The following is a 15,472-nucleotide window of genomic DNA, read 5'->3' as shown; positions in this document are numbered from 1 at the left end:
AGCCCAACAGCGGTTCCCTGGAGTCAAAAAACAACCCCAAATGATTCCCACTGCTAGCCACCCCGCTAGCCAACGTCGAAGCCAAGCCAATTTCGTCATGTCGATGCCGTTGAATTGCTGATTTCCTGTTCAATCGTTTTTTCCAACACACCCTGGCATTCTTTCCAAACCAGGATACCTTCGACCACCATCCAGGCCTGCAGGCCCAAGATTCCCAAACCAAAGGCGCTCAAAACGTAGTTGCGGTTGGGGAGCCAATCGTTGAACAAGTCCAGTGTGATGGCCCAGGCGGGCATCAGCAGCATGATGAACATCGGAATCGCGACGACCGCCAATGGTTTGCTACGCCGGGCCAAGAACACAACGGTGACCATCAAGGCCAGACCGGCGAGCAGTTGATTGGTGGCCCCGAACAATGGCCAGAGCACAAGACCTCCCGTGCCAGGTTTCTCACCCGCGAACACCGCGATCGCCAAACCCACGCCGACGGCGATCGCCGTGGCCACGTACTTGTTGGCCAACGGGCGAGCACCCGCGGATTCCGCCAACTCGCTGATCACGTAACGCTGTAGTCGCGTCGCGGTGTCCAGTGTGGTGGCGGCAAAGCAAGCGACGAGTACAGCCATCACGGCGACGCCGAGCTTCAAGGGCATGCCGATCGAACTGAGGAAGTTCGCCCCTCCGTCCACAAATGCGCCGACCTTCTTGGCCAAGTTTTGATTCTTCCAGCCCGCGTCCGGTTCGCCATTGATGCCGGTCCGATAATAGGCTCGCCAAGCCTCACGGCCTGTTGTTTCGGCTCGTTCGATTTCGATGTGTGCTGCCACGCTATCCGTTGCGGCGATCGTTTGCCTAGTCAGCGGTCCCATGCCGATCCCAGCGCTGCAGGCCAAGATCACCAGTACGGCCAACATGCCTTCGAGTAGCATGCCGCCGTACCCGACGGCCTGCGCGTGACTGGCCTTTTCCAGTTGCTTGCTCGTCGTCCCCGAGCTGACCAAACAATGGAAACCGCTACACGCACCACATGCGATCGTGATGAACAGAAACGGCAACATGCTTGGCGCATCCGCAGGCACTTCGTCCGAGATCGCCGGTGCCGACGCAGTCAAGTCCGCTGCTCCGGTAAAGGACGCAACGCCCAATCCAATCACGAGCAACCCCAGCGCGACGAAAAGTTGCAAACTGTTGATGTAGTCTCTCGGTTGCAGCAACAGCCACACCGGCAAGACCGACGCGACGAACGCGTACAGCAGCAAGATCCCCGTCCATACGACCACCGGCGTCAAGTACGCATGCCCGGATGGCAGGACGGCCGCCAAATTGATCGGCAAGTAGTAAGCGCCGACGTAGACACAGGCGTACAACAACGCGAGCCCCAGTATGCTCGGAACCAACAAGCCGCCTCCCCGTCGATACACCCACCAGCCGATCGCGGTTGCCAATGGCATCGCCATCCAAACACTCAGCACCGATTCGGGATAGATCGAAAAGATGTTCGCAATCACCAATCCGAAAACCGCCAACACCACGGATAACGCGAGTGCCAACACGATCAAGAAAAGAATCTTTGCCCGAGGCGAGACGATCCGCCCTGCTGCTTGACCGATCGTCTGACCTTTGTTGCGAATCGAAATGACCAAGGCCGACAAGTCATGTACGCCACCGATCAAGATCGACCCAAACACGACCCACAATAGAGCGGGCAGCCAGCCCCAAAACACCGCCAATGCCGGACCGACGATCGGCCCCGTTCCAGCAATGCTGGTGAAGTGGTGCCCAAAGACGATTGATTTGCGAGTGGGGACAAAGTCCACATCATCCCGCATTTCTTCGCTCGGCATGATCGCATCGTCGGTCAGCGTGAACAATCGCTGAGCCAACCAACGTCCGTACGTATTGTAGGCGACGATGAAACCGATCATCGAAGCAACGGCAACCAGCAAAGTGCTCATGTGAGAATCGAAAGCGGGGTGGGCAATGTCCGGGGGAAGGGTACAAGCCCATCATGATAACCGATCCCAAAAGATTCGCACGTCGGCTCTGTCCGATTCCGGCATGTTGATCTATTCGTAGGTTGGCCACTCTTGGCCGACATTCAATACTCAGACGGGCGAGAGTGCCCATCCTACAGTCTTTCAATCCCAACCTACGACAAAATCAACAAGCTGTTTGGGTACCGGTCAACGAAATCAGCCCACCGGCCTCACTGCGGGATGAGACCGATGGGCTGAACACCAATTTCAATTGGATTTGCCCACGTGGTGATCGACGCGACTAGCGATTCGATCGGCGATAGGGGGCCAGGACTCGGCCTGCTGACAAAGGAGCCGGCGCACCCTCGAAACGATCTTCCTGTGCCGATGCCGGCTGGACTTGCCCCACCGGACGAACCGTAGCGTTGCGGTTCACGGCGGGGGCGGGACGCAGTTGGGTGGGACTGACCGACCGCAAGTGAGGCATGGGATCGGTCAAAGGCTGCAAGCCGTCGTCGTGCGATGCCGGACGAACCGAACCGCCGCTGTAGCGACGTCTGGCGTCTTGAAATTTCACTCGACTTTTTTCCAACAAGGTCGTTCGTCCGGAAAACGGAACCGTCGATTCCGTGGCAGGCGGCGGTGCCGGCAATCGCTCATGACTGATCGGATGCACGCGGCGATAGGGCTGATTCGCTCGCACTTCGTCATCACCGAACGGATCATCTAGCGAATCAAAATCAAATCCGCCCTTCTTGCTGTCCGCCGGTGGAGTCGTCTCGGGCGGAGTCGGTGGAGCGATGCGAGTACCGGGCTCTGGAGCAGCTTCCGGTTGCGGGATCGGTGTCGGATCCTGCAAGGGCGCAGTGGCCCCAGGAGCGGAATCCGCCGGCGTGATGCTACGAGGTGCCATTCGAGGGGCAGCCGAGCGAGGTTGCGAATACATCGGCACCGACTCGGTGATCGTCGGCGGTGAGGTCACCAAGGGTGGTACCGACGGGATCGATTCGACGATCGGCGATGGTGCGCCATGAGAATGTGACGGCGGGATGTAGATCGGATTCATCAATTCGTTGGCATACCCGGCATCGCAAGCGTCGTCACAGTTGCTATCGCATCCGCTGTTGCAGCCCGATTTGCACTTGTCAAAACCCAAGACCTTTTCGATTCCGCCGGCAACGGCATCCAGCGTTCGGTACAACGGATTGTGAGGCGTCTTGCAGCCTCCGCAGGCCGCAACCCCGCAACCGCACGTCGGCTCGGCCGCGACACCACAGTCGCACCCCCCGACTTCGCAACCACAATCAACCGATACCACGCCGCATCCAGGCTCAGGCGTCGCACAGCCACAGCCGGCACCCGCATTGGCCCAATGCCCCACAACAGCCACCGATCCTGCAACGGTCAATGACATCAAAAAACGAGCGATGCGGTTGCGTCGACCCGAAACGGAAAGTGTGCGTTTCATCCTGAAACCTCTTGGGAGAAATCAAATTCACTTTCCGTATCGGTCCGATAGATTCGAAATGACCACGAGAATCGCAACTTCCGACAAACCAAACGCAGATCACCTAGACTGCCAACCTGAAAAAGTCGCTCGCCCCTCCGAGGTTGAGGAGCTTTCACGTAGTCGCGTCTTTCCCAGACGTGAAACTCTAAGCCTCGGGGAACGTGAAAAGTATTGTTGCTGCATATGACCGTGAAGCGGTCTCAGACACTAGCCGGCGATAGAGCGCAGCGATCATCGCCGGTTCATTCTTCACGTTCCCAGCAATCCCCTCAGTCGCGGATGCGACGACAGCATACAGCCTGGGGCGCGAGCCCCAGGTGAACACCCGACGCCGCCAACAAGCCGCGGAGCGGCGACAGATTGCATCCGGCCCACCGCGTGCTGTGGGCTACACCAAACGTTCTATGCTGTCGCTGCTCCGCAGCTTCTGGGCGGACTCGCTTGCAGAAACATGGGGTTGGCACCCCATGCTGTATGCTGTCGCTGCTCCGCAGCTATCGGAGCTAACCCGGGGTGCGCTGGCTTCGCCGCGACCCCAGGCTATGTTGTTTAACCACTTCGTGGTCGGTTTGGAGAATAAGTGTCTTCTCCCGTTGCCAAAATCACGCGAAGCGATGATTGCTACGTGGATTTCGCGACACTTATTTTCCGCACGCCCCGAGAGGCTCGGCTACGTGAAATCGACGTGGAACGTCAAGCGACTGTCCCCACTCAAAATTGAAAATAAACAAAGGGACGAAACTCGCGGGGGAAATATAGCACCAGCGCCCAGATCATCACCGTCGTCGCCACCGGGGAGTACCACGCCGTGATCGGTAAACGCATCGCGAGGCGCAACCTGGTCCGCCAAGCCACGTGTTCCGCGACCATGCAGCCCAACGCTAGCAAGACCAGCGGTGGGTACCAGGCAATCCCGCCGTCAAACGCAAACAACTGGGCGACAACTTGCATCGCGGACGTCAGATCAGGACTGCGAAACAGAATCCAACCCAGCAATACGACGCACAGCGTGACGCACCAGCCAGCGATCTGCCGAAGTCGACTCGGTCGCGACGGTTTGCGCCCCGCAAACCGTCGCTCCACCGAGAGCGCAATGCCATGCAACACGCCCCACAAAACGAACGTCCACGCCGCTCCGTGCCATAGTCCTCCCAACACCATCGTGACCATCAAATTGCGATACGTCATCAGACTGCCGCTGCGATTACCGCCCAGCGAAATGTAGAGATAATCTCTCAGCCAACGCGACAATGTCATGTGCCAACGATGCCAGAACTCGGTCATTGATTGTGCCAAGTACGGATGACGAAAATTCACGGGGAATCGATACCCCAACATCTTCGCCGCACCGATCGCCATGTCGCTGTAGCCGGAAAAGTCATAATAGATCTGACCCGCATAGGCAAAAACGGCGATCCAGACCGTTGCCGAGCTGTACAAATCCGGCGCGGCAAAGACGACATCCACGGCTTCACCCAAACGGTCCGCCAACAACACCTTCTTGACCGCACCGCGTAACAACTGTTGCGATCCTCCGTAAAACCGGCGCCCCGACCACTTCGGCGTCCTCGCCAACTGCGGCAGCAATTCTTTCGCTCGCACAATTGGCCCGGCGACCAGTTGCGGAAAGAATGCGACAAACAACGCAAAATCAACCAGTCTGTCCGTGGGCCGCAAGTTCCCACGATAGACATCGATCGTGTAACTCAAGGTCTGAAAGGTGTAAAAGGAAATACCGACCGGCAGGATAATGTTCAATGTCGATGCGTTGAGCCCCATGAACTCCATCAGGGGTTGAGCCGACTCGATGAAAAAGTTGCAGTACTTAAAGAACCCGAGCACACCCAGATTGACGGCGACACTGATGCCCAACAGCACTCTTCGCCGCGTCGGGCTTTCCGTCGCCACCAACCACTTGGCGACGACAAAGTCCACGACGGTGGACAGCACCAACAACCCACAAAAGCGATAGTCCCAGTAGGCATAGAAGTAGTAGCTGGCCGCAAGCAACCAAACATTACGCATCCGAACGGAGCGCAGTTGCAGTGAGCGAGCAGCCCATGCAACGGCCAGCACCACAACAAAGAAGATCAAGAATTCCAGTTGGGTGAACTGCATCCGCCTGCACGCTGCCTCAAAATGTCACGAAAACCAAATGGATTGGAAAGTAACTCTCGTTACTGACGCAACGTCATGAGCAGGATGTTCGTGACGATTTTTGCGGCGTCCTCTGTGCCGTAGCCGGGGCACTGCACCGAGTTTTGACTTTCCAAGGCACAACTGATGTCCAAGGGAGAGAACACGACCGCGACCAATCCATCGATCGTCGCCGTTTCCAAAATCGGCGGCGAAGTGCGTTTGTTGATGACTTGCCCCCGAGCCGTTTGCGTGGGCTTTCTGAGCGTCACGTTCCGCAAATCAAATCCATCGTAGGTGGGCAACAACACCGGATGGTCACCCGGCATGGTTTGCAGGGGCGAGCCGGGCAATACCAGTGCGATTTCTCGCCGAAACGCTTCCGTGAACGCTTCGCTGCCACAAATCGAACTCGCCAAAATCACGCCGCCGTTGCGAACAAACATCGCCAGTTCATCTCGCTGCGTGGGTGTCCAGCGAAAGTCCGTCCGGCCGTGGACCCACAGCAGCGAAACTTCTCGCAACGTCTCCGCCTCTGCAGCGACCGCATCGGACGCTGCGGCAACGCGGATCATGGCTTTGTCACGAATGATCGCGGAAACATTCGGGACCGCCCGAAACGCTTCTTCACCTCCAGCGTCCAACGCCAACATCGCCACACGTGTGACGCCACGTTCGGTGGAGTCCAGCGTTTCGCCGTTCATGACGATCCGCTGCTCCAGTTTGTCTTTCAACTCACGTCCGGTCGCGTAGGCGATCAGGTTTTCGCCGATGCGGACGGATTGATCGATTTCCTGTCGGACCGGTTCCTCTTTGTCGCCTCGTCGAAACAGGATATCGCTCAGCTCCCAACGACAAGTCAAACTTTGCGGCACGTAGAAAACCGCCGTCCGACAACAAGCCTGCACGCCGTAGACCCAAAAGTCCTGCGGCAGCTCATCGAAATCGACTTTGCGCTCAGCCGTCCAAATCGGATGAGTCGGCGGCAACCGATCGAGCTGTGCGCCGGGATACCACGACTCACATAGTTTCTGAACACTCTCGCGGAACGGTTCCGGATTGCCACACCCGTTGCCGCCGTTGGCGTCGAACAAAATGCTGCCGCCCTGGTCAACATACTCTTTCAGCAAATCCGACTCAGCGGCAGTGAAAGTAAGCTTGGCACCACCGCTGACGACCAGCACGGGCGTTTGCAACAGATCCTGAACCGTTGCCCCCTCGAACTTGACCGTTTGCCAAGTCAGATCGCGTCCCCATTGTCGCTCGACGTGCCGGACCAGTTGCCTCATCGCATCGGGATGCCGCTGCCAGTCTTGGTTGGCAGCCGTTTGGTACTGCAAATTGCCCACCACGACTTGCCGCTTGCCTTTGCCCAAGAACAACAGGGCGAACGAAGTTGCGATGTTGGGATCGTCGTCCCCAAAACCGTTTCCTTTCCAGAAACCCTGGAAACCGTCTTGCAAGCTGATCAACTGTTCGGCACCCTCGCGGTACCAATCGTGATCACCGATGAACCGACGCCCGGCCAGTCGAGCGGCACGCTCCAACGCGTACAGGTAGTAATAGTGAGTTCCTTTGTTGCTGCCCGGATTGTTTCGCACGTCGAAGTGCCCCGCCAACCACTTCAATCCCTTTTCCACCGGATCGTCATCGTCGCTTTCACCGCCACAGCACTGCACCGCACCGTTCACGATCGAGGATGACGTGCCTCCCAATCGACCGCGGGCGATGATCACCGAAGCGATACCGGCGCAGGTCATGCTGCCCGAGGGAGTCGTCCTGCCATACCCCCACCCGCCACCGGCTTGCTGCAAATCGACCCAGTATGCCAGAGCGCGTTCAAACACCAGCGGATCGACTTCGACGCCCAAATCGTGGGCAGCCCCCAGAGCCAACAAAGCGAACTGAGCATTCGACGGGTCGCCGGCCGTTCCCCCACCGTACCCCCACGAGCCGGCGGCGCCGTTGGTTTCATTTTTTTGTTTGGACTCCAGCCACTCGACGTTGCGACGGATGCGTGGCAAGTCGCCTGCGGCCCCCAATTGGCAATAAACCAGCGTTTGCAACGAAACGCTATACGTCTCGCCCGCCTGAATGCTTCGCAAATACTTCATCGCGTTGACGATCGCCGGGTCGTCACGTGACACACCCGCGTTGAGCAATGCCAGCGTGCACAACGCCGACGCACCACAGGATTGACCGCCGTACTCCTGCCAAGAACCCCGTGGTTCTTGGGTTTTGCGAAGATAGGCAATTCCTCGATCCAGAGAGCGTTGCACCGCGACCGCATCGATCCCGGCGGCCGCAACCGACTGCGTGACCACCAACACGCCGACCAAGACCATCATGGCGACGATCACGCATCGTCTTGCGGCAAAACGCCAGACTTGACCACTAAGAATCGCTTCCTCATTAAATGGCGTAGTGGATTTCGCCAGAAATCCCATGCGAAAGGAATTCTGGCGAATCCCACTACCAAGTGCCCCAGCAATCGCATCGTCGTTCCTAAAGGTCGCTGCTCGGTCTGGAATTGTGAATTCAGTTTGCGTCATGACGGCGGTCTGCGATGAAAAATCGGGCAATGCGTTTCGATCCATTTCACCCGATTCGGCGGTTCGGGGGCAGTGGGACATACAGCCCGATGCCCGGATCGTATACTGATGGTGTGAGAATGACCGACCGATGAATAGTGGCAACGCGTCGGGGGTGGACGCAAACCGATCAGGTCCGCGGAACCACCGTACGGTCGATTTCACTATCCAGTTTACTACGACGTTCGCCCCCAATCCGCGACGCCGCATCACTGCAAAGGAATGTTTCTGTATCACCATGAGCGGTTCTCCTCCACCAGCACCTCAAGGTTCGCCACAACCCGCCCGCAATCTGGGTGACGTTCTTCGCGAGTTTTCCGAGCATCAACAAAAGATGCGTTCCGAGTTGGCCAAAGTCATTGTGGGCCAAACGGACACGATCGAGCAACTCTTGGCCGCCATCTTTACCCGTGGTCACTGTCTGCTGGAAGGCGTTCCGGGGTTGGCGAAGACTCTGATTGTCAGCACTTTGGCCAACATTCTGGACGTTTCCTTCAAACGGATTCAGTTCACTCCCGACCTGATGCCCTCGGACATCACCGGCACCCAAGTTCTAGAAGAAGACGAATCGGGCAGACGAAGCTTTCGGTTTGTGGAAGGCCCGATTTTCACCAACATCCTGCTCGCCGACGAAATCAACCGGACGCCTCCCAAGACGCAGGCCGCGTTGTTGGAAGCCATGCAGGAGCGTCAAGTCACGGTGGGACGTGAGACCTACGACCTGCCCGCGCCGTTCTTTGCCATCGCCACACAAAACCCGATCGAGCAGGAGGGCACTTACCCGTTGCCCGAAGCCCAGTTGGACCGGTTCATGTTCAACATTCGTCTGGACTATCCGTCGGTCGAGGAAGAAGAAAAGATCCTGACGACGACGACGCGCGGTGACAGCGTCACGGTCAACAAAGTCCTGACCGGCCGCGCGATCCTGAACGTGCAAAAACTCGTCTCCAGCGTCGCCGTCAATCCGTTTGTGATTCGCTACGTGACCCAGTTGGTCCGCGCCACGCGTCCCAAAGACGACACGGCACCAGAATATGTTCGTCAGCTCGTCGACTGGGGTGCCGGCCCTCGCGCCGGTCAGAACCTGATCACGGGCGCCAAAGCACTCGCGGCGATGGACGGACGATTCAGCGTCGATCCCAGCGACGTCCAACGCATCGCCGCTCCCGTGCTGCGTCACCGCTTGGCGACCAACTTTCAGGCGCAAGCCGAAGGAATGGATAGTGACGCGGTGATCAAACGGTTGCTCAACGACATCAAGCCGCCCGAGCCTGAAAAACTCGCTAAGGCGTAAGGGAACGTTCTGGTCATGTCCGCGCTGCTGTCCCCGGAATCACTGCAAAAGATCCAACGACTGGATGTCCGTGCGCGGATGGTCGTGAAGGGATTCTTGCAAGGTCTGCACACCAGTCCCTTTCAAGGATTCTCGGTCCAGTTCAGCGAGCATCGACGCTACAACCGCGGCGACGACCCAAAACTGATCGACTGGCTGGTCTACGCAAAGACGGACAAGTACTACGTCAAACGTTTCGAAGCCGAAACGAACATGATCGGCTACTTGGTGATGGATCTCTCCGAGTCGATGGGGTTTACCGAAAGCCAATCGATGACAAAATTCGAGTACGCGACTTGCTTGGCCGCTTCGTTGACGTACCTAATGAACATGCAACAGGACCCCGTCGGCCTGATCACCTTTGACGAAACCCTGCACGCCGAACTGCCCGCGCGTAGCCGCCGTGGTCACCTCGGCGACGTCCTGTCGCACTTGGCAAAGTTGAAACCGACAGGCAAGACGAACTTGCCCAAATCGCTGACCCAACTGGCATCGATGCTGAAACATCATTCGCTCATCATGGTCTTCAGCGATCTATGGCCCAGCGACGACGCAGGCGATGACACCAGCAGCAGCGGCAACGCAGACCTCAACGCCAGCGATTTGGTCGCCGATGCGATCTCGGCGCTGGCCCGTTTGAAATATGCCGGACACGATGTGATCGTGTTTCATGTCTTGGACGAAGCCGAAGTGACGTTCCCGTACGATGGCCCGACGCAGTTTGTGGACGCCGAGAGTGGACGCAGCGTTTCGGTCGACGCAACGGGGTTTCGCGAAGACTACTTGGCACAACTGCAGGCTCTGCGCGACGCGTATCGCGAAGGATGCAATCGGCTCAAGATCGACTACGTACCGCTGGACACCAGCATGCCGTTCGATAAAGCATTGACGCAGTATCTGTTGCAACGACAAGCACTGGCATAACCCTACTTCACCGGTTCGTTCCCTGGTTCCTCCTCTCATCGATTCGCAACACTCGTCGTGACCTTTCTCAATGCATCCCTGATCTTTGGCACCTTGGCGATTGCCGTGCCGATCGTTTTGCATTTCATCGCGCGACGCGAACCACGCCAGATCGTCTTTCCGTCGGTACGCTTGCTGGTCCGACGTGTCGAATCCAACCGCAGCAAGTTGAGGATTCGCCGCTGGTGGCTGCTGGCGCTGCGAATCCTTGCCCTGGCGGTCTTGGCGATCGCATTGGCACGCCCCGCGATCCACCGCGCGCTCTCGATGACTTGGTTGACCATCGGATTGCTCGCCGTGATCGGTGTCGCCTTGCTGGTGATGGCAAGCGTAGCGTTGGCACGCAACCAAGGACGAGCCACGGCAATGGGACTCGGTATCGGAGCAGCCGCACTGTTGGCCATCGCGTCGATCTGGGGCATCTACACAGCAGCCTCGGGCGCTCGACCGTCGATTGACAATAGCCAACCGGTGGCCCTGGCCATCGTGCTGGACAACTCGCCGACATCGGCTTGGCAAACACCCGATGACGACCGCATCACACGTCTTCGCGCCGTCGCCGATGAATTGATTGCCACGCTGCCCGCCACCAGCCGCATCGCGGTCATCGATCGCTCATCGACACCCGCTGCGTTTTCACTGGACATCGCCAGCGCGGTCTCCAAAGTCGCCCAGTTGCGGCCCCTGGAGATCACACAACCCATCGAATCTCGGTTGGACGCAGCGAAACGTTTGCTGGAGACCAGCGATCTCTCGATGCGTCACGTGGTCTTGGTGACCGACCTTTCCACATCGACGTATGACGCCAACACGGACAAATCCGTCAACAGTGGCGATTCCACCGATACGGTGCCCGCCTTGGTCGGTCAATTCGGCGGCGACTCGGCGATTGGACTGTCGGTCATGGATCTCGGCGAGTTTCGCGGCAACAACCGTTCGCTATCACTGCCGGTCATCTCGGACCAAACGCCGCCCCCAGGATCTCCGGTACCGATTTCAACGACCATCGCTGTTGATCCCCTCTCGCCGGCAAGCGCCGACGAGGCACCGCCGCAGGACACGGATGCCACCCAATCGGTCACCGTCGAATTGCAACTCTACCAAAACGATCCGTCATTACCCGTGCTGCGTGACGGCCGGATCGTGCGTCCAGCGACCAAGAGTGTTGATCGGCGAAGCGTGGAGGTGTCAATCAATCAGCCGGTGGAAATTCGCCTGACCGTTCCGCCCTTGCAGTCGGGCCAACACCACGGTGTGGTACGCTTGATCGGCGGTGATGCGATGCCGCTGGACGACGCTGCCTATTTCACGCTCAACGTCTTGCCTCCCATCAGTCTTTTGTTGGTCGGAAATGACGATGATGAATCATCCGTGATCTCAGATGTCATCACGGCAACGCCGGGTCCTGATGCTCCGGTGCCCGAATACGCGATCCAACGAATCAGCTACGCCGACTTGCCGGTCGCACGCCTGAGCGATTTCCCCGCCATCATCCTGCTGGACCCTCCACGCGAGACGCTGGCGGACGACTCGCTACAGGATTTTGTTGCCTCCGGTGGAAACGTCTTCGTCTGCCTGGGTGAGTCCGTTGGCAACGATCCGCTCTCGGTGCCCTATCTGCCAGAGCTGGTTCGACGTTGGCGTGTGCCGCGTCCAGGATCGTTCTTGCAAACCATCAATGCGTCCCATCCCGTACTAGCGATCTTTGAAGATCTCTCCGGCGGCGTGCCTTGGTCTGATTTTCGGATTCACCAATACTGGCAAATCAAACGTCGTACGAATGATCAAGTGTTGATGCGGATGGCCGGCACCGAACACCCGGCGTTGCTGGAGACGTCACCGACCGACGGATCGGGACGCTGGTTGATCTTGACCACGCCCCTGCCGGACTTGGCGGGCAAGTTTGCCAAATGGAACGAGCTGTTCAGCAGCGAAGAAGCCTGGCCGGCTTTCGTACTCGTGCGCAGCATCGCCCAACGAATTTGCGGACGCGATGAAACCAACTCGACCTCTGCGGTCGGCTCAGCGGCATCGCTCCGCGTTTCGATTCCCGATTCGCAACAAACGAACGCAGAAACAGTACGCATGCAATTGTTTCCGCCGGGCGATTCGGTGCCGGTGCCTATCGATGTCGCGATCTCGGGAGCCGACACTCAGATTACCGAAACAAAAGAGTCCACTGACGCTGCCGCGAATTCTCGCTCCGTGGTCATCCGTGACGTCTCCCGCTCGGGAACCTATTGGCTGCGAGGACCGGGGACGCAAACTGGTTTCTCCGCCAATCTGAGTCGCGACAGGATCTCCACACAGCGGATTGACGTCACGGCACTCGACAAGCGTTTCGGAGCGGACGCCTACGACATCATCCAAAGCGTCGACGAGATCGCTTGGCGTGACCGTCAAAACCAAGACCGCGTGTTGCTACGTTCGCCATTGATGCTGTTGGCACTGGCGGTGTTTCTATTGGAGCAACTCTTGGGCAATCGGTTCTACTCTGGATCGTCAACTGCAGGTCGAACCTCGGGCGAGCCGAGAAAGGCGGCGGCATGACACACTTTGCCCTTGAACCGCTCTACGGATCGCTACTGGTCACGATCGTTTGCGCGATCGTGGTCGTTGCCGTGATCGCTTGGGTCACTCCTCCGACTCCCAAACCAGAACAACGACGCTGGCTGATCGGACTTCGCGGTCTCGCCGCATTGGTGTTGCTACTGGCCGCCTTTCGGCCTTCACTGATTCGCACCGACAATCGACCGGCCGATGCAACGTTGGTGGTCGCCGCCGATGTTTCCAAAAGCATGACTTTGGCCGACGGTGACGGCGGCGATCGCTGGACCACACAACAGCAGGCATGGCAAGCATTGGCCAGCGGATTGGCAGCGATGGACGAGTCACTGAACGTCCAGTGGCTCACCTACGATGGCTCCGCCGAACCCCTGCTGCAATCCAGCACGCCCGAGCAAACGATCGCCGCGGGCGAGGCTTTACAAGCGATCCAACCCGACGGCGACGCAACGGATTTGGGTGCGGCGTTGGAAGCCGCCATTGCGGCCGCCGCCGGTCAACCGATGGCCGGAGTGATCCTGATGGGCGACGGCACGCAAACCGCCAAACGCGATGGGGCGGCGGCCGCGCAAGCCGCATCGCGGGGCGCACAGTCTTCCGCAGAAATCCTCAACTCCCTCGGTGTCCCGTTCTGGACGGTCCCGATCGGTCCGCCCGCAGGCGATACCGGCTCTCGCGATGTGGCCGTGGACGCGATGCCGGAAGTATTCCAATTGTTCTCCGGCAACCAATTCGATGTCACGTTCCAACTTTCCTTGCGTGGCTTGGCCAACACGGAAGTGCCTTTGAAAGTGACTTGGATCGCCAGCGACGGCAGCGAAACCGTGGCCGCGGAACGAACCCGCGCGACGCAACGCGCCAATGACGTGCTGGGGGTCACGATTCCACTGACGGCTCCCAAACCGGGTGCCTATCGATTGAAAGTCGCTGCCGAGAATCAAAGCGGTGAGTGGGTCACCAGCAACAACTCACAGACCGCGTTTGCAGAAGTCCGTGAGGGCGGCGGCCGAGTGTTCTACGCCGAAGGTGCCCAGCGGCCCGAACAAACGTTCCTCAGTCGCGCCTTGCGAGGCTTTCCCGATTTGCAACTGCAATATCAATGGATCCATACCAATCAAAAATGGCCCGTGGATCTCGGCAACGTCTTTGCCCCCAATCAATACGACATCTACATCCTGGGGGATCTTGATGCGACCGCTCTGGGAACCGATCAACTGCAGAAACTGCGCGACCGGGTCGCCGACGGCGGGGCATTGGTGACGCTGGGTGGATTTCAAACCTACGGCACCGGCGGCTATGCGACTTCACCACTCGCCGACGTCCTGCCGGTGCGGATGGACGCATCTCGACGACGTGCCAACTTTTCCATCGGCTCGATTCCAACCGACAGCCCAGGACAACTCACCGATCCCGTCGAAATCGTCTTTGCCAAACAACATCCGATCACCGACTTGGGCGGCGACGATCCAGCCACCGTGTGGTCGCAACTTTCGCCACTCTCGGGCGCAAACCGCTTGCTCGGACCACGGGTCGCCGCGGGCGTTCAAGTCCTGTTGCAGACGCCGGAGGGACAACCATTGCTGACGGTCGGCGAATTCGGCAGCGGCCGTGTGACCTCACTGGCGTTTGATGAAACCCATCGCTGGTGGAGACAGGGCAACAGCGAAGCTCACCGCAGGTTTTGGCGTCAGTTGATGCTGTGGCTGATGTCACGCGAAGAATCCGGCGCGGACAAAGTCATCGTCAAAATGGACTCGCGGCGTTTCGAAACCAAAGCCACGCCAGAGTTCACCGCTAGCGTCACGGCGTTGACCGAAGACCAACCACGTGAAACCTTGATCGCCGAAATCCTCGCAGAATCAAGCACAGAAACAAACTCCGTCTCAACCGATGCTCAAACCGTCCCCACGACTTCGATCGTGTCCGCCACCAGCGTCGCAGCGGTGTCGGGCAAGATTCCTGAGTTGGAACCTGGTTTCTATCGCTTGCGAGTCAAACCAGCGGACCCCGCGTCAAAGATCCAGCCGGGCGAACTGGCCTTTCAAGTCATCGAGGCGAGTCGAGAACTGTCGCGTCCGATGGCCGATCCGCTCTACATGAAACAGCTCGCGGACTTGACCGCCGATCACGGAGGCGGCGCCTATCGCGCGGATCAGATGGAGCAGTTGTTGGAGCAAATCGCCGCGCGGCGAAAGAAAGCGGAAGCCCCGGTGGTGGATCGCTACCGATTGGGCGATGGCCCGCTGAGCGGCTGGATCGTCTTCACGCTCTTTGCCGCCGCCCTCAGCACCGAATGGTACCTCCGCCGCCGATGGGGCATGGCCTGAGTTCCGCTGGAACGCAAGGGTGAGCCGTGGGCCGTAAGGCACCGGGCAGTATCCATTGGCCCGGTTTCTGA

Annotated in this window: 8 protein-coding genes; 4 read left to right on the top strand and 4 right to left on the bottom strand. The window is 58.6% G+C overall.

What is annotated here, in order from left to right; all coding sequences use genetic code 11:
* Positions 1-95: 95 nt before the first annotated feature.
* The 4 genes from Pla52nx_RS24340 to Pla52nx_RS24325 all read right to left on the bottom strand — a co-directional run bounded on the left by Pla52nx_RS24340 (position 96) and on the right by Pla52nx_RS24325 (position 8,255).
* Complete coding sequence (locus Pla52nx_RS24340) at positions 96-1,955, bottom strand: carbon starvation CstA family protein (protein WP_146522844.1); 1,860 nt, start codon at positions 1,953-1,955, stop codon at positions 96-98.
* A gap of 322 nt (positions 1,956-2,277) precedes the next feature.
* Complete coding sequence (locus Pla52nx_RS24335) at positions 2,278-3,444, bottom strand: hypothetical protein (RefSeq protein ID WP_146522845.1); 1,167 nt, start codon at positions 3,442-3,444, stop codon at positions 2,278-2,280.
* A gap of 753 nt (positions 3,445-4,197) precedes the next feature.
* A complete protein-coding gene (locus Pla52nx_RS24330) occupies positions 4,198-5,604 on the bottom strand; it encodes an MBOAT family O-acyltransferase (RefSeq protein WP_146522846.1) in 1,407 nt (468 codons plus the stop codon).
* 59 nt (positions 5,605-5,663) lie between these two features.
* Positions 5,664-8,255, bottom strand: a complete 2,592-nt coding sequence (locus Pla52nx_RS24325) for a DUF4159 domain-containing protein (protein ID WP_342190247.1) — start codon at positions 8,253-8,255, stop codon at positions 5,664-5,666.
* 292 nt (positions 8,256-8,547) lie between these two features.
* Here Pla52nx_RS24325 and Pla52nx_RS24320 point away from each other — a divergent pair, with 292 nt between their 5' ends.
* Genes Pla52nx_RS24320 through Pla52nx_RS24305 form a run of 4 tightly spaced genes read left to right on the top strand, consistent with a single transcriptional unit; the run spans position 8,548 to position 15,401 of the window.
* On the top strand, positions 8,548-9,507 hold the full coding sequence (locus Pla52nx_RS24320) for an AAA family ATPase (protein WP_231742621.1): 960 nt from the start codon (positions 8,548-8,550) through the stop codon (positions 9,505-9,507).
* Positions 9,508-9,522: 15 nt separating this feature from the next.
* The gene (locus Pla52nx_RS24315) at positions 9,523-10,470 is read left to right on the top strand and encodes a DUF58 domain-containing protein (protein ID WP_146522848.1); all 948 of its coding nucleotides are present in this window, start codon (positions 9,523-9,525) and stop codon (positions 10,468-10,470) included.
* Positions 10,471-10,527: 57 nt separating this feature from the next.
* Positions 10,528-13,059: a BatA domain-containing protein gene (locus Pla52nx_RS24310; protein WP_146522849.1), complete on the top strand. Its 2,532-nt coding sequence runs from the start codon at positions 10,528-10,530 to the stop codon at positions 13,057-13,059.
* Positions 13,056-15,401 carry a glutamine amidotransferase gene (locus tag Pla52nx_RS24305; RefSeq protein ID WP_146522850.1) on the top strand — a complete coding sequence of 782 codons (2,346 nt, stop codon included), beginning with the start codon at positions 13,056-13,058 and terminating at the stop codon, positions 15,399-15,401. Before Pla52nx_RS24310 ends, Pla52nx_RS24305 begins: the two co-directional genes overlap by 4 nt.
* The last annotated feature ends 71 nt before the right edge of the window (positions 15,402-15,472 follow it).

The organism is Stieleria varia (assembly GCF_038443385.1).
In the GTDB taxonomy this organism is placed as follows: domain Bacteria; phylum Planctomycetota; class Planctomycetia; order Pirellulales; family Pirellulaceae; genus Stieleria; species Stieleria varia.
Note: the sequence above shows the minus strand (reverse complement) of the source record. Positions and strands in the feature narration are given on the sequence as shown.

Bases quoted from the DNA above. Each gene is read 5' to 3' on its own strand.
- Pla52nx_RS24340 (WP_146522844.1), bottom strand. From the start codon at position 1,955: ATGAGCACTTTGCTGGTTGCCGTTGCTTCGATGATCGGTTTCATCGTC.
- Pla52nx_RS24335 (WP_146522845.1), bottom strand. From the start codon at position 3,444: ATGAAACGCACACTTTCCGTTTCGGGTCGACGCAACCGCATCGCTCGT.
- Pla52nx_RS24330 (WP_146522846.1), bottom strand. From the start codon at position 5,604: ATGCAGTTCACCCAACTGGAATTCTTGATCTTCTTTGTTGTGGTGCTG.
- Pla52nx_RS24325 (WP_342190247.1), bottom strand. From the start codon at position 8,255: ATGTCCCACTGCCCCCGAACCGCCGAATCGGGTGAAATGGATCGAAAC.
- Pla52nx_RS24320 (WP_231742621.1), top strand. From the start codon at position 8,548: ATGCGTTCCGAGTTGGCCAAAGTCATTGTGGGCCAAACGGACACGATC.
- Pla52nx_RS24315 (WP_146522848.1), top strand. From the start codon at position 9,523: ATGTCCGCGCTGCTGTCCCCGGAATCACTGCAAAAGATCCAACGACTG.
- Pla52nx_RS24305 (WP_146522850.1), top strand. From the start codon at position 13,056: ATGACACACTTTGCCCTTGAACCGCTCTACGGATCGCTACTGGTCACG.